The following is a 14,776-nucleotide window of genomic DNA, read 5'->3' on the forward strand; positions in this document are numbered from 1 at the left end:
GGTTAATGACCTTAATCAGTATGCAGTGGCATAAAAAAGCAATAAAGGCATATAACAGAGGGTTAATAACATGAAAGTTAAAGTACTGTCCCTCCTGGTACCAGCACTGCTGGTAGCAGGCGCAGCGAATGCGGCTGAAATTTATAACAAAGACGGCAACAAATTAGACCTGTACGGCAAAGTCGACGGTCTGCACTATTTCTCCGATGACAAAAGCGCTGACGGTGACCAAACCTATATGCGTATCGGCTTCAAAGGCGAAACTCAGGTTAATGACCAACTGACCGGTTACGGCCAGTGGGAATACCAGATTCAGGGTAACGCGCCTGAATCTCAGAACAACTCCTGGACGCGTGTGGCGTTTGCGGGTCTGAAATTCGCTGATGTTGGTTCTTTCGACTACGGTCGTAACTACGGCGTAGTTTACGATGTAACGTCCTGGACCGACGTTCTGCCGGAATTCGGCGGCGACACCTACGGTTCTGACAACTTCATGCAGCAGCGTGGTAACGGTTTCGCGACCTACCGTAACACCGACTTCTTCGGTCTGGTTGATGGCCTGAACTTTGCCCTGCAGTATCAGGGTAAAAACGGTAGCCCGGAAGGCGAAGGCATGACCGGCGTGACCAACAACGGTCGTGAAGCACTGCGTCAGAATGGCGACGGCGTTGGCGGATCTATCACTTATGATATCGGCGAAGGCTTCTCTCTGGGTACTGCAGTCACCAGTTCCAAACGTACCGACGAACAGAACCGTTTGAACTTCGGTACCGGCGACCGTGCTGAAACCTATACCGGTGGTATTAAATACGACGCGAACAACTTCTACTTTGCAACTCAGTACACTCAGACCTACAACGCAACGCGTGCAGGCTCCATGGGTTGGGCTAACAAAGCACAGAATTTCGAAGCGGTTGCTCAGTACCAGTTCGACTTCGGTCTGCGTCCGTCCGTGGCTTACCTGCAGTCTAAAGGTAAAGACCTGGGCCGTGGCTATGGCGACGAAGACATCGTGAAATATGTTGATGTTGGTGCGACTTACTACTTCAACAAAAACATGTCCACCTATGTTGATTACAAAATCAACCTGCTGGATGACAATCAGTTCACCCGTGACGCAGGTATCGGTACCGATGATATCGTAGCGCTGGGTCTGGTTTACCAGTTCTAATCTACATTTATTGTTATCAAAGGCCCTGCGGGGCCTTTTTTAATGCTGTTTTTCCGCCGTACAAACAACGATTTTTGGTGTACTCTTGCGCGCGTTCGCATGAGGATAATTACGTATGGAAATGAAATTTTATCGCGCAGCGCTGCTGGCGGTGACGATTTTTTTTGTCGGGTGCGATGAAGCCCCGAAACCTGCTCAGACCACAACGCCAGCCACCGTTCTGGAAGGTAAAACCATGGGCACTTTCTGGCGGGTCAGTGTCGTGGGCGTCGATGCAAAACGCGCCGCAGAACTACAGGTGAAGATCCAGACTCAGCTTGATGCCGATGATCAACTGCTCTCCACCTATAAAAATGACTCTGCATTGATGCGCTTTAACTTATCGAATAGTTTGTCACCATGGCCGGTTAGTGATGCCATGGCGGATATCGTGACCTCGGCGCTACGCATTGGTGCAAAAACCGATGGGGCTATGGATATCACCGTGGGGCCGTTAGTCAATCTGTGGGGCTTTGGCCCGGATCAGCAACCGTTGCATATTCCCACCCAAGAGCAAATTGACGCTGCAAAAGCGCAAACCGGACTTTCACATCTAAAGGTCGTGAATGAAGCGCATCAGAATTACCTGCAAAAAGACTTGCCGGATCTGTATGTGGATCTCTCTACCGTTGGCGAAGGGTACGCCGCCGATCATCTGGCACGATTAATGGAGCAGGAAGGGATCGCCCGTTATCTGGTTTCCGTTGGTGGTGCGCTAAACAGCCGCGGTATGAATGCTGAAGGGCATCCGTGGCGAGTCGCAATTCAGAAACCGACCGATCGTGAAAACGCGGTGCAGGCGATTGTAGACATTAACGGGCATGGCATTAGCACCTCCGGCAGCTACCGTAACTATTATGAGCTGGATGGCAAGCGTCTTTCCCATGTTATCGATCCGCAAACCGGTCGTCCGATTGAACACAACCTGATGTCCGTAACGGTCATTGCCCCAACGGCGCTGGAGGCCGATGGCTGGGATACAGGATTGATGGTGCTCGGCCCGGAAAAGGCCAAAGAAGTTGTGCGTCGTGAAGGGCTGGCGGTCTATATGATTATGAAAGAGGGCGAGGGGTTTAACACCTGGATGTCGCCGCAGTTCAAAAGCTTTCTGGTCAGCGGAAAAAATTAAAAAGCAAGATTGCGGGTTTTTGTATCCGGCTATGGGGACACACTGACGCTAAGCGCTATGCTTAACAAAGGAGTCCGAAATGAAAAATCGTTTACGCATCACTGACGATGACCGTTGGCAGTCCGTTTTGGCTCGTGACACCGACGCCGACGGTCAGTTTGTTTTTGCCGTCCAGACCACCGGTATTTTCTGCCGTCCGTCCTGTCGGGCAAAACATGCGCTGCGCAAAAATGTCCGCTTTTTCTCTGATGCTCAGCAGGCGCAGGCTGCCGGGTTTCGCCCCTGTAAGCGCTGCCAGCCGGATAAAAACAGCGCGCAGCAGCATCGGCTGGACAAAATTGCCCGCGCCTGCCAGTTGTTGGAGCAAGAGTCACCTCTTACGCTGGACGAGTTGGCACAACAGGTGGCAATGAGCCCGTATCACTTACATCGCTTGTTCAAAGCTACGACAGGCATGACCCCGAAAGCGTGGCAGCAGTCCTGGCGTGCCCGCCGTCTGCGCGATGCTCTGGCGAAAGGTGTTCCGGTTACGCAGGCGATTCTCAACGCCGGATTCCCCGACAGCAGCAGCTATTACCGCAAAGCGGATCAGACATTAGGCATGACCGCAAAGCAATTTCGTAAAGGTGGCGACAACGTTTCTGTACGCTATACCCTCGCAGATTGCGCTCTGGGTCGTTGTCTGGTGGCAGAAAGCGAGCGGGGTATCTGTGCGATCTTACTTGGTGATGATGACGCCACGTTAGTTGCGGATCTGCATGAGCTGTTTCCCGCCGCGCAGGATGTTCCTGCAGATGCCGATTTTCAGCAGCGCGTGCGCGAAGTGATCGCCGCGATCAACTCGCGTGACGCGTCGCTATCGCTACCCCTGGATATCCGGGGCACCGCATTTCAGCAGCAGGTGTGGCAGGCGCTGCGCGCAATTCCGTGCGGCGAAACAATGAGCTACCAACAGCTGGCCAGCGCCATCGGCAAACCGAAGGCGGTACGCGCGGTGGCCAGTGCCTGTGGGGCTAACAAACTGGCGGTTGTTATTCCGTGTCACCGGGTGATCCGTGGTGATGGCGCACTTTCGGGCTACCGATGGGGTATTGCGCGCAAGGCGCAGTTACTGCAACGGGAAACTACTGGCGAGGAAACATAATGCTCGATCTTTTTGCGGATGCTAAACCCTGGCAGGAGCCGCTGGCTTCAGGTGCGGTTATTCTGCGACGTTTCGCTTTTGACTCTGCACCCACTTTACTGCAGGCGATAGCGGCTGTCGCCAGACAGTCGCCGTTTCGTCAGATGGTAACGCCCGGCGGCTATACGATGTCGGTGGCAATGACCAACTGTGGCCATCTGGGCTGGACGACGGATCAGCATGGCTATCTTTATTCTCCGTTTGATCCACTCACCGGCGTGCACTGGCCGCCGCTGCCGGATGCATTTGCTGACCTGTGTCAACAGGCGGCGACGGCGGCGGGCTATGCTGATTTTCAACCCGATGCCTGCCTGATTAACCGCTACACGCCAGGGGCAAAACTGTCCTTACATCAGGATAAAGACGAGCCCGACCTGCGGGCGCCGATTGTCTCTGTATCGCTGGGGCTACCGGTCATCTTTCAATTTGGCGGATTGCGCCGTAATGACCCTTTAAAGCGTTTGCTGCTGGAACATGGCGATGTCGTGGTGTGGGGCGGTAATTCGCGGCTGTTTTATCATGGGATCCAGCCGCTTAAAACGGGGTATCATCCGTTGACCGGAGACTGTCGTTACAATCTGACGTTTCGTCAGGCAGGTAAAAAAGAATAAAAATAAGAATTATTATTGCTGTCAGCGAAGAGATGTTTAAACTGCGGGCTGTTATTACTTGTCCGGGTTGTGTGCATGGAACTTTTACTTCTTGTCTGGCGGCAGTATCGCTGGCCATTTATCAGCGTGATGGCGCTCAGCCTCGCCAGCGCCGCGTTGGGGATTGGGCTGATTGCGTTTATCAACCAGCGACTGATTGAAACGGTCGACACCACGCTGATGGTGCTACCGGAGTTTCTTGGCCTGCTGCTGTTATTGATGGCCGTCACCCTCGGTTCACAACTGGCGCTCACCACGCTGGGACACCACTTTGTCTACCGACTGCGTAGCGAATTTATCAAACGGATTCTGGACACCCACGTCGAGCGCATCGAACAGCTTGGCAGCGCCTCGTTGCTGGCGGGTTTAACCAGTGATATCCGCAACATCACCATCGCCTTTGTTCGTCTGCCTGAGCTGGTACAGGGGATTATCCTGACATTCGGATCGGCGGCGTATCTGGCGATGCTGTCGACTAAAATGCTGCTGGTGACAGCAATCTGGATGGCAATCACCATCTGGGGCGGATTTGTGCTGGTGGCGCGGGTGTATAAACACATGGCCACCTTGCGCGAAACTGAAGATAAGTTGTACAACGATTATCAAACGGTGCTGGAAGGGCGCAAAGAGCTGACGCTCAACCGTGAGCGTGCCGAGCATATCTTTAATCAGATGTACGTCCCGGATGCCAAAGAGTACCGTCACCATATTATTCGCGCCGATACTTTCCACCTGAGCGCAGTCAACTGGTCGAACATTATGATGCTGGGCGCCATTGGTTTGGTGTTCTGGATGGCCAACAGTCTGGGCTGGGCGGATACCGCCGTGGCGGCGACCTATTCGCTGACGCTGCTATTTTTGCGCACGCCGCTGCTCTCTGCCGTTGGCGCGCTACCGACGCTGCTCACCGCGCAGGTAGCGTTCAACAAGCTGAACAGGTTTGCCCTTGCGCCCTTTAAGGCCGAATTCCCACGTCCAAATGCGTTTCCGAACTGGCAGACGTTGGAGTTACGTAACGTGGTTTTCCACTATCAGGATAACGCCTTCTCCGTTGGACCCGTGAATCTGACGATTCATCGCGGTGAACTGATCTTTCTGATTGGCGGTAACGGTAGCGGGAAATCTACGCTGGCGATGTTACTGACTGGTCTATACCAGCCGCAGTCAGGCGAAATATTGCTTGATGGTAAGGCCGTTGCCGTTGAAAAACCGGAAGACTACCGCAAGCTATTCTCCGCCGTGTTTACCGACGTCTGGCTGTTCGACAAACTGCTGGGGCCGGAAGGTAAAGAGGCTAATCCGCAGCTGGTCGCGAAGTGGCTGGAACATCTGAAGATGGGGCACAAGCTGGAGCTGAGCGATGGCCGTATCCTCAATCTGAAACTGTCGAAAGGGCAGAAGAAACGCGTGGCGCTGCTGCTGGCCCTGGCGGAGGAGCGCGACATCATTCTGTTGGACGAATGGGCTGCCGATCAGGATCCCCATTTCCGCCGGGAGTTCTATCAGGTGCTATTGCCTTTGATGCAGGAAATGGGCAAAACCATTTTCGCCATTAGCCACGACGATCACTATTTTATTCATGCCGACAGGCTGCTGGAAATGCGTAACGGACAGTTGAGTGAACTGCTGGGCGATGAACGTGAAGCCGCCTCGCGTGACGCGGTGGCTCGCACAGCCTGATCCTACGTGCCGCCGGTTTTTTAGCCACCCGGCGGCACTGTTTATTGTTATTTACATAAATCAGCATCATGATTAATGATATTTCATATCATGGATTTATGATTAATGTCCGTAATAAACAAAAACAGCGCCAGGCTGCGTGATGAAGAGCGTGCGCGCCTTATCTGGCTGCTGACCACTGATAAAGCCATTATTTCAACACTGTTGGGCAAGCTTACCCTGGCTGAGCAATATGACGTCGGTACGTTAGCCGACGATATTGCTGAGGTAGGGGCGCTGGTCGCCCACCTGCCGCCTCCCGATTTAGCCGATACCCTCGAAGCATTACCTTCAGAAGAGCGTCACGCCCTGTGGCGACTGGTCGAAAGTGAAAAGCGTGGTAACGTCCTGCTTGAGGCGTCTGAAAACGTCTGGGACGACCTGATCGATGAGATGAGCGACCGCGAAATACTGGATGCGCTGCAATATCTCGATATCGATGAACAGATTTATCTGGTGCAGCATCTCCCGCGTAACCTCACTGGACGGTTGCTGGCGACGTTACCAGCCGAAGAGCGGGCGCGTGTCCGCCAGGTAATGCATTACGAGAAGAATCGCGTCGGCGCGATTATGGAGTTCGAAGTCATCACCGTGCGTCCGGACGTGACGCTGGAAGTGGTGCAACGCTACCTGCGACGGTTGGGCAAAATGCCGGAGAACACCGATAAACTCTTCGTGACCGATCGCAATAAAGTGCTGGTTGGAGAACTGACGCTAACCTGCATTCTGCTCAATGATGTGCAACGCAAAGTCAGCGAGGTGATGGAAGATGACCCGCTCACCTTTTCTCCGGACGATATCGCTGAAAACGCTGCACGTACCTTCGAACGTGACGACCTGGTCAGTGCTGCAGTCGTTGACCCTTCAGGCAAGCTGATGGGCCGCTTAACTATCGATGAGATCGTCGATGTGGTCTATGAAGAAACTGATACCGATTTGCGTCGAATGGGGGGCTTAAGCGCCGGAGAGGATGTGTTTGCGCCCGTTACCAAAGCGGTAAAAACCCGTTGGGCGTGGCTGGCCGTTAACCTCTGTACCGCCTTTATCGCCTCGCGGGTGATCGACGGTTTTGAACATACGATTTCGCAACTGGTGGCGCTGGCCTCGCTGATGCCAATTGTGGCGGGAATTGGCGGCAATACCGGGAATCAAACCATCACCATGATCGTCCGCGCGCTGGCGCTACAAAATATTCAGCCGGGGAACCTGACGTTTTTGATCCTGCGCGAAATGGGCGTTGCAGTGATTAATGGCCTCGTATGGGGCGGAATTATGGGCGGTATTACCTGGTGGTTGTACGATGACATGGCGCTCGGCGGAGTAATGACCCTGGCGATGATGCTTAATTTGTTGATGGCAGCATTAATGGGGGTCATCATTCCGATGACGATGGTGAAGCTCGGGCGCGACCCGGCGGTTGGCTCGAGCGTCATGATTACGGCTATTACCGATACCGGCGGTTTCTTTATTTTTCTCGGTCTGGCAACGCTGTTTCTGATGTAGCCGTGCGTTTGCTTCTGACGATACGTGGCAGAATGAGCATTGCCATCACCCCGGCAACCACGCCAATCGCCAGGTTGCCGGTGGATACCGTGGCAGCGACGGTCACCAGCATCACCAGCGTTTCAGTGACGGGGAGTTTCCTCAGTGTGGTGGGCTGGATGCTGTGCCAACTGAAGGTTTTTACCGCCACAATCACCATAATTCCCGCCAGCACCGACATGGGTATTTCTGCCATCACTTCGCTTAACCCAGTGACTAACAGTAGTAATACCAGTCCGGCGGCAACCGTCGAGACGCGGCTGCGTCCTTTGCCCATCTCGACGTTAACGATGGTTTGACCAATCATCGCGCACCCGGCGATGCCGCCATAAAATCCGGCCAGAATATTGGCTATCCCCAGCCCAGCACTCTCGCGATTCTTATTCGACGGCGTCACCGTCAGGTCATCCACCAGACGGGCAGTTAACAGCGACTCCATCAAACCAACAAAAGCGATGCTCAGCGCGCAGGGCCAGATAATCGCCAGCGTTTGCAGGTTGAGCGGAACCAACAACTGGGTGAAACCCGGCAGGCCGCCGCTCATCGAACCTTCGTCACCGACGGTCGGTAACAGTTGCCCGCTGGTGACAGTGAACACGGTCAGCAGCACGATGGCGATAAGCGGTGCGGGGATAGCTTTAATAAACCGCGGAACCCACAGCACAATCAGCAGCGTCAGGACAAACAGCCCCCAGATGAGCGGGCTTTTCCCCCAGAAATGAGGGACCTGGGCAAAGAAAATCAAAACACCTAGTGCGTTGACAAATCCGGTCATCACGGCCGTAGGGATGAATCGCATCAGACGTGCCATTCCCAATACACCAAACAGGATCTGAATCATCCCGGCCAGCACCACTGCAGGCAGGATGTATTGCACGCCGTGTTGATGCACCATCGGACCAATCACCAGCGCAACCGATCCTGCAGCGGCGGTAACCATTGCGGGACGACCACCTAAAAAGGACATCGCCAGGCACAGTACGACGGAGGCGATCAGGCTGACTTTAGGATCAACGCCTGCGATAACGGAAAACGAGATCACTTCCGGGATCAGCGCCAGGGCGGTTACCACACCTGCCAGTGTTTCGCGAACCAGCAGACGGGGTTGGCGCAGCACGGCACAGGTCGCGTTTTCCGCGACTGCGACAGAGGAATGTTGAGTTGCAGACATAATTACACTCAGGTCAAAAATGGCCTGATACAGCAGACCGACAGGCATCCGTGCGGTGAATAGCAAAGCGCAGCATAGTACCCGTCTGACGGACTGGTTTCCAGAAATGATTGTCAATAACCGTATAAACCATCAACGTATTAATAACATTTTTAAAAATTAAATATAATTTATAAACAATATTTAATTATTTTTACTTAAGTGTTACCGTTGATGCCGCTCGATTTTCACCTGCATTAAAAGCAAAAAAGCGATACTAAAAGTAAGGCATTAACATTATGAAAAAAGTGACTGCCATGCTCTTCACCATGGCTGTAGGGCTGAATGTTGTCTCGATGGCGGCAAAAGCGAAAGCGGCGGAAGAGCAGGAAACGGATGTACTGTTGATTGGCGGCGGCATCATGAGCGCCACGCTGGGAACCTATTTACAGGAGCTGGAGCCGCAATGGTCAATGACCATGGTTGAGCGACTGGATGGTGTAGCGCAGGAAAGCTCAAATGGCTGGAATAACGCCGGAACGGGACACTCCGCACTGATGGAGCTGAACTACACGCCTAAAAAGGCCGACGGTAGCATCAGCATTGAAAAGGCAGTCGAAATTAACGAAGCCTTCCAGATTTCCCGCCAGTTTTGGGCATATCAGGTTAATAATGGCGTGATGCATGAACCACGCTCGTTTATCACTACCGTTCCGCACATGAGTTTTGTCTGGGGTGACGAGAACGTCAACTTCCTGCGTGCCCGTTACGCCGCATTGCAACAGAGCACGTTATTCCGCGGTATGCGTTATTCTGAAGATCACGCGCAGATTAAAGAGTGGGCGCCGCTGGTCATGGAAGGTCGTGATCCAAAACAGAAAGTCGCAGCAACGCGTACCGAGATTGGTACTGACGTGAACTACGGCGAAATCACGCGCCAGTTGATTACCTCATTGCAGAAAAAGCCCAACTTTGCGCTGCAGTTGAGCACCGAAGTGCGCGGTTTTAAGCGTAATGCCGACAATAGCTGGACGGTCACGGTCGCCGATCTGAAAAATAACGAAGCGGAACATGATATCAAGGCGAAGTTTGTCTTTATCGGTGCCGGTGGCGCTGCGCTGAAGCTGTTGCAGGAAACCCACATTCCGGAAGCGAAAGGCTATGCCGGATTCCCGGTGGGCGGGCAGTTCCTGGTTGCGGACAATCCGGACGTAGTCAACCGCCACCTGGCGAAAGTGTACGGTCAGGCCTCCGTTGGCGCGCCGCCGATGTCCGTACCGCACATCGACACGCGTATCCTTGATGGCAAGCGCGTTGTGCTGTTTGGGCCATTCGCGACATTCTCCACCAAGTTCCTGAAAAACGGTTCATTGTGGGATCTGCTCAGCTCGACCACCACGTCGAACTTTATGCCGATGGTCAACGTGGGTCTGGATAACTTCGATCTGGTGAAATATCTGGTGAGCCAGGTGATGCTCAGCGACGACGACCGTTTTGCTGCGCTGCAAGAGTACTATCCGCAGGCGAAAAAAGAAGACTGGCGTTTATGGCAGGCGGGCCAGCGTGTGCAGATCATCAAAAGCGATGCGGAGAAGGGCGGCGTGTTGCGTCTGGGTACTGAAGTCGTCAGCGATAAAGAAGGCACGATTGCTGCGCTGCTGGGAGCTTCTCCGGGCGCATCAACCGCGGCACCGATCATGCTGCATCTGATGGAAAAAGTGTTTAAAGATAAAGTGGCCAGCCCCGAGTGGCAGGCGAAGCTGAAAACCATCATTCCGTCTTATGGTACTAAGCTGAACGGTAACGTTGAGGCTACGGAACAAGAGTTGCAGTACACCAGTGAGGTTCTGGGTCTGAAATATGACAAGCCGCAGTTTGCTGATGAAGCACCGAAACCACAGCTGAAACCTCAGGCACAACCGCAGCCTGAACAGAAAGCCGTCGCGGATATCGCACTGTAAATACAATGCCGGATGGCGCTGCGCTTATCCGGCCTGTTTTATGCGTCTGTAGGCCGGATAAGGCGGTACGCCGCCATCCGGCACATCCTGACTTAGCGCGCGACTGCGTCCTGAATTTTATCTTCTGCTTTCCAGATACGGTATTTAACGTCCACGTTTTCCGGGGTGTAGACCACAATCGGCAGCTTGCTGTTGTAACGGAGCATGCCGTCATCACCCAGATACGCAGTAATGAATTTCTTCTCTTTCTTACCGTCCGGGCAGGCCATCATGGTTGAAACCGGAGATGTGACTTTGTCGAAGACGTAGTAGTCATATCCCCAACCTTCCAGCGTTTTGCTGTCCAGTTCGCCACCCAGGCGGTGTTGGTTGCAGTCAACTTCCAGCGTTTGTCCGATCAGCAGTTCTACTTTCAGAGTAGATTCATCTTTCTCAGGGGTAAGCTGGATAACCTGGCGCTTCATACCCTTTTCCGCCTTAGGATAAGGGGCGACTTTTTCCAGCGGCTGAGCGGCGGTATCGTTACTGGCAGCCCATGCAGAGGTGCTGGCAAAGGCGGCGAAAAGTACGGCAGGGACAATTGTCTTCATCTTATTGTTCACAGTGTTTCCTTTCTTCTGTCTTTTGAACGAGTCAGGGGCAGGTTAACATATTTGCATCATCAATTAATCTGTATTTACTTATATTTTAAGTGTATCCAGCAATAGTTTACGTTCAATGTAGCGATATATTCTAAGAATCATCTTAAACATGAGATTATTATCTTAATATTGAATCGCTATATACGTGGCTATATAACTCATTGAAATGTGAGCAAAAGCGCATTTTTTCCCGCCAACTCAACACTCCTTTGATCCGGCAACAGCATTTACCCCAATTGGGGTATGCACCTCTAACACATCCTGAAATATCTTACGGCTAAAAATAACTACTCATAAATAGTGCAGTTTTTTATGTCGTTCAACCCGCCGAGGGAGGGCGTCATTATGGAAGGACAATGTCATGGTTGATTTATCCCGTCGAGGCATGTTGACAGGCAGTTGGCGAAACGCCAGCGCAGGGATCCGTCCGCCGTGGAGCAAGGAAGACTCTCACTTTCTGGCCCATTGCCTCCGTTGTGACGCCTGCATTCAGGCGTGCGAAACCGACATCCTGCAGCGAGGCCAGGGTGGTTACCCGAGCGTAAATTTCAAACACGGCGAGTGCAGCTTTTGCTATGCCTGCGCAGAAGCCTGTCCCGAATCACTTTTTCTTCCGCGCCACACCAGGGCATGGGATCTGAACTTTACGATTGGGGAAAACTGTCTCGCACATCAGTCCGTTGAATGTCACCGCTGTCAGGATAGCTGTGAGCCCATGGCAATAACCTTTCGCCCCACGCTGTCCGGCATTTATCAGCCGCAGCTCGACAATCAGGACTGTAACGGATGTGGCGCCTGTGTCGCTATCTGCCCGGTATCAGCCATTAACGCGGAGTACAACCATGGACAATAACTGGCAGGTCTGCAGCCTGGTCGTTCAGGCCAAAAGCCAGCATATCAACGATATCGCCACGCAGTTGCGTTCCTTTCCCGGTTGCGAAGTTGCCCTCAGCGATGTGGAAAGTGGTCAGTTGATTGTGGTGGTGGAAGCTGAGCAAAGTGAAACACTAATGAAAACAATTGAGTCAGTGCGCAACGTTGCGGGCGTGCTGGCGGTGTCGCTGGTTTATCACCAGCAGGATGAGCAAGGTGAGGAAACACCATGAAACTCAGTCGTCGTAGCTTTATGAAAGCTAACGCCGTTGCGGCCGCTGCGGCGGCTGCCGGGTTAAGCGTGCCGGGCGTTGCCCGCGCGGTAGTCGGTCAGCAAGAAGCCATCAAATGGGACAAAGCCCCGTGCCGTTTTTGCGGGACGGGCTGCGGCGTATTGGTCGGAACGCAGCAAGGGCGTGTTGTGGCATGCCAGGGCGATCCGGATGCGCCGGTTAACCGTGGGCTTAACTGCATCAAAGGTTACTTCCTGCCGAAAATCATGTACGGGAAAGACCGTTTAACGCAGCCGATGCTGCGCATGAAAGACGGCAAATATCACAAAGAAGGCGAGTTCACCCCGATTAGCTGGGACCAGGCTTTTGACGTGATGGAAGAGAAATTCAAAACGTCGATGAAAGAGAAAGGCCCGGAATCTATCGGCATGTTCGGCTCTGGCCAGTGGACGATTTGGGAAGGTTATGCCGCTGCCAAATTGTTTAAAGCGGGTTTCCGTTCCAATAACATCGACCCGAACGCACGTCACTGCATGGCCTCAGCGGTAGTCGGCTTTATGCGTACCTTCGGTATGGATGAACCGATGGGCTGCTATGACGATATCGAACATGCAGACGCCTTCGTCCTGTGGGGCGCGAATATGGCAGAGATGCACCCGATCCTGTGGTCGCGCATCACCAACCGTCGTCTGTCCGATCCTAACGTCAACGTCGCAGTTCTCTCCACTTTCCAGCACCGCAGCTTTGAGCTGGCGGATAACGGTATGGTCTTCACGCCGCAAACCGATCTGGTGATCCTCAACTACATCGCGAACTACATCATTCAAAACAATGCGATTAACCAGGATTTCTTTAGCAAGCACGTCAACCTGCGTAAAGGCGTGACGGACATCGGCTACGGTCTGCGTCCGACCCATCCGCTGGAAAAAGCGGCGAAAAACCCGGGATCCGATGCCTCTGAACCGATGAGCTTTGAGGATTACAAAGCCTTCGTTGCTGAGTACACGCTGGATAAAACCGCCGAAATGACCGGCGTACCAAAAGATCAGCTGGAACAGCTGGCGCAGCTGTATGCCGATCCGAAGAAAAAAGTCATCTCCTACTGGACGATGGGCTTTAACCAGCACACCCGCGGTGTATGGGCCAACAACCTGGTCTATAACCTGCACTTGCTGACTGGCAAAATCTCCCAGCCAGGCTGCGGCCCGTTCTCTCTGACCGGCCAGCCTTCCGCCTGCGGCACCGCGCGTGAAGTCGGTACATTCTCCCATCGTCTGCCTGCGGACATGGTGGTGACAAACGAAAAACACCGCGATATCTGCGAGAAGCACTGGAATATTCCGTCAGGGACCATTCCGGCAAAAATCGGTCTGCACGCCGTGGCGCAAGACCGCGCGCTGAAAGATGGCAAGCTCAATGTCTACTGGGCGATGTGTACCAACAACATGCAGGCTGGTCCGAACATCAATGAGGAGCGTATGCCGGGCTGGCGCGATCCGCGCAACTTCATCATTGTCTCCGATCCGTACCCGACGGTCAGCGCCTTGTCTGCTGACCTGATCCTGCCGACTGCGATGTGGGTAGAGAAAGAAGGTGCCTACGGTAACGCTGAACGCCGTACACAGTTCTGGCGTCAGCAGATTAAAGCACCGGGCGAATCGAAGTCGGATCTGTGGCAACTGGTGCAGTTCTCTCGTCGCTTCAAAACAGAAGAAGTGTGGCCCGAAGAACTGCTGGCACAAAAACCGGAGTTGCGTGGCAAAACGCTGTATGACGTGCTGTTTGCCACGCCAGCAGTGACAAAATTCCCGGTGACTGAACTGGCTGAAGATCAACTGAATGATGAATCCCGCGAGCTGGGCTTCTATCTGCAAAAAGGGTTGTTCGAAGAGTACGCCTGGTTTGGTCGCGGTCACGGGCATGACCTTGCGCCATTTGACGATTACCACAAAGCCCGCGGTTTACGCTGGCCGGTCGTTGAAGGCAAAGAGACCCAGTGGCGCTACAGCGAAGGCAACGACCCTTACGTGAAAGCAGGTGAAAGCTACAAGTTCTACGGTAAACCGGACGGTAAAGCGGTTATCTTCGCGTTGCCGTTTGAGCCTGCTGCTGAAGCGCCGGATAAAGAATATGACCTGTGGCTATCCACCGGACGTGTTCTGGAACACTGGCATACCGGCAGTATGACGCGTCGTGTGCCTGAACTGCACCGCGCTTTCCCGGAAGCCGTGCTGTTTATCCACCCGCTGGATGCAAAAGCACGCGATCTGCGTCGTGGCGATAAGGTCAAAGTGATTTCCCGTCGTGGCGAAGTGATTTCGATTGTTGAAACACGCGGTCGTAACCGTCCGCCGCAGGGGCTGGTGTACATGCCGTTCTTCGACGCCGCACAGCTGGTAAACAACCTGACGCTGGATGCGACGGATCCGCTCTCCAAAGAGACGGATTTCAAGAAGTGCGCCGTGAAACTGGCGAAGGTGTAACG

The 14,776-nt window shown here is 53.4% G+C and carries 12 protein-coding genes and 1 pseudogene; 11 read left to right on the forward strand and 2 right to left on the reverse strand.

The features are described 5' to 3' along the window. Positions 1–70 precede the first annotated feature (70 nt). The 6 genes from GUC46_RS07820 (at position 71) to mgtE (ending at position 7,394) form a co-directional block, all read left to right on the forward strand. Positions 71–1,171, forward strand: coding sequence for a porin OmpC (locus GUC46_RS07820; RefSeq protein ID WP_057101391.1), 1,101 nt, complete (start codon positions 71–73; stop codon positions 1,169–1,171). A 115-nt stretch (positions 1,172–1,286) separates the two neighbouring features. Continuing rightward, positions 1,287–2,339 (forward strand): FAD:protein FMN transferase ApbE, encoded by a 1,053-nt coding sequence (gene apbE, locus GUC46_RS07825; protein ID WP_160180004.1) that lies wholly within the window; start codon positions 1,287–1,289, stop codon positions 2,337–2,339. A 79-nt stretch (positions 2,340–2,418) separates the two neighbouring features. Continuing rightward, positions 2,419–3,483: a bifunctional DNA-binding transcriptional regulator/O6-methylguanine-DNA methyltransferase Ada gene (gene ada, locus GUC46_RS07830; RefSeq protein ID WP_160180006.1), complete on the forward strand. Its 1,065-nt coding sequence runs from the start codon at positions 2,419–2,421 to the stop codon at positions 3,481–3,483. Further along, entirely contained in the window at positions 3,483–4,133 is a 651-nt protein-coding gene (gene alkB / locus GUC46_RS07835) for a DNA oxidative demethylase AlkB (RefSeq protein WP_160180055.1), read from the forward strand. The genes ada and alkB overlap by 1 nt, the downstream gene beginning before the upstream one ends. A gap of 75 nt (positions 4,134–4,208) precedes the next feature. Continuing rightward, positions 4,209–5,852 carry a multidrug ABC transporter permease/ATP-binding protein gene (locus GUC46_RS07840; protein WP_160180057.1) on the forward strand — a complete coding sequence of 548 codons (1,644 nt, stop codon included), beginning with the start codon at positions 4,209–4,211 and terminating at the stop codon, positions 5,850–5,852. Between the two features lie 105 nt (positions 5,853–5,957). After that, on the forward strand, positions 5,958–7,394 hold the full coding sequence (gene mgtE / locus GUC46_RS07845; protein ID WP_003027576.1) for a magnesium transporter: 1,437 nt from the start codon (positions 5,958–5,960) through the stop codon (positions 7,392–7,394). Here mgtE and GUC46_RS07850 read toward each other — a convergent pair. After that, a complete protein-coding gene (locus tag GUC46_RS07850; protein WP_121540780.1) occupies positions 7,357–8,604 on the reverse strand; it encodes a SulP family inorganic anion transporter in 1,248 nt (415 codons plus the stop codon). The two genes, mgtE and GUC46_RS07850, sit on opposite strands and share 38 nt — an antisense overlap. A gap of 278 nt (positions 8,605–8,882) precedes the next feature. Here GUC46_RS07850 and mqo point away from each other — a divergent pair, with 278 nt between their 5' ends. Further along, positions 8,883–10,544, forward strand: a complete 1,662-nt coding sequence (gene mqo / locus GUC46_RS07855; protein WP_121540258.1) for a malate dehydrogenase (quinone) — start codon at positions 8,883–8,885, stop codon at positions 10,542–10,544. A gap of 92 nt (positions 10,545–10,636) precedes the next feature. On the opposite strand, the gene eco is transcribed toward mqo, so the two are convergent. Continuing rightward, positions 10,637–11,134 carry a serine protease inhibitor ecotin gene (gene eco, locus GUC46_RS07860; protein ID WP_044711545.1) on the reverse strand — a complete coding sequence of 166 codons (498 nt, stop codon included), beginning with the start codon at positions 11,132–11,134 and terminating at the stop codon, positions 10,637–10,639. Here eco and GUC46_RS24225 point away from each other — a divergent pair. The 4 genes and pseudogenes from GUC46_RS24225 to napA all read left to right on the forward strand — a co-directional run. After that, positions 11,113–11,172, forward strand: a pseudogene (locus tag GUC46_RS24225) (hypothetical protein); the annotation flags it as partial. The gene eco and the pseudogene GUC46_RS24225 overlap by 22 nt on opposite strands. A gap of 374 nt (positions 11,173–11,546) precedes the next feature. Then, entirely contained in the window at positions 11,547–12,038 is a 492-nt protein-coding gene (napF, locus tag GUC46_RS07865; protein WP_003027564.1) for a ferredoxin-type protein NapF, read from the forward strand. After that, on the forward strand, positions 12,028–12,291 hold the full coding sequence (napD, locus tag GUC46_RS07870; protein ID WP_003027560.1) for a chaperone NapD: 264 nt from the start codon (positions 12,028–12,030) through the stop codon (positions 12,289–12,291). The genes napF and napD overlap by 11 nt, the downstream gene beginning before the upstream one ends. Next, on the forward strand, positions 12,288–14,774 hold the full coding sequence (gene napA, locus GUC46_RS07875) for a nitrate reductase catalytic subunit NapA (RefSeq protein ID WP_003027558.1): 2,487 nt from the start codon (positions 12,288–12,290) through the stop codon (positions 14,772–14,774). The genes napD and napA overlap by 4 nt, the downstream gene beginning before the upstream one ends. Positions 14,775–14,776: the final 2 nt, after the last annotated feature.

Origin of the sequence: Citrobacter sp. LUTT5 (genome assembly GCF_009905315.1) — a bacterium.
Taxonomy (GTDB): Bacteria; Pseudomonadota; Gammaproteobacteria; order Enterobacterales; family Enterobacteriaceae; genus Citrobacter; species Citrobacter freundii.

What these genes read in the sequence shown, in the direction of transcription:
- GUC46_RS07820 (WP_057101391.1), top strand. Translation starts at nt 71, where the DNA reads ATGAAAGTTAAAGTACTGTCCCTCCTGGTACCAGCACTGCTGGTAGCA.
- apbE (WP_160180004.1), top strand. Translation starts at nt 1,287, where the DNA reads ATGGAAATGAAATTTTATCGCGCAGCGCTGCTGGCGGTGACGATTTTT.
- ada (WP_160180006.1), top strand. Translation starts at nt 2,419, where the DNA reads ATGAAAAATCGTTTACGCATCACTGACGATGACCGTTGGCAGTCCGTT.
- alkB (WP_160180055.1), top strand. Translation starts at nt 3,483, where the DNA reads ATGCTCGATCTTTTTGCGGATGCTAAACCCTGGCAGGAGCCGCTGGCT.
- GUC46_RS07840 (WP_160180057.1), top strand. Translation starts at nt 4,209, where the DNA reads ATGGAACTTTTACTTCTTGTCTGGCGGCAGTATCGCTGGCCATTTATC.
- mgtE (WP_003027576.1), top strand. Translation starts at nt 5,958, where the DNA reads ATGTCCGTAATAAACAAAAACAGCGCCAGGCTGCGTGATGAAGAGCGT.
- GUC46_RS07850 (WP_121540780.1), bottom strand. Translation starts at nt 8,604, where the DNA reads ATGTCTGCAACTCAACATTCCTCTGTCGCAGTCGCGGAAAACGCGACC.
- mqo (WP_121540258.1), top strand. Translation starts at nt 8,883, where the DNA reads ATGAAAAAAGTGACTGCCATGCTCTTCACCATGGCTGTAGGGCTGAAT.
- eco (WP_044711545.1), bottom strand. Translation starts at nt 11,134, where the DNA reads ATGAAGACAATTGTCCCTGCCGTACTTTTCGCCGCCTTTGCCAGCACC.
- napF (WP_003027564.1), top strand. Translation starts at nt 11,547, where the DNA reads ATGGTTGATTTATCCCGTCGAGGCATGTTGACAGGCAGTTGGCGAAAC.
- napD (WP_003027560.1), top strand. Translation starts at nt 12,028, where the DNA reads ATGGACAATAACTGGCAGGTCTGCAGCCTGGTCGTTCAGGCCAAAAGC.
- napA (WP_003027558.1), top strand. Translation starts at nt 12,288, where the DNA reads ATGAAACTCAGTCGTCGTAGCTTTATGAAAGCTAACGCCGTTGCGGCC.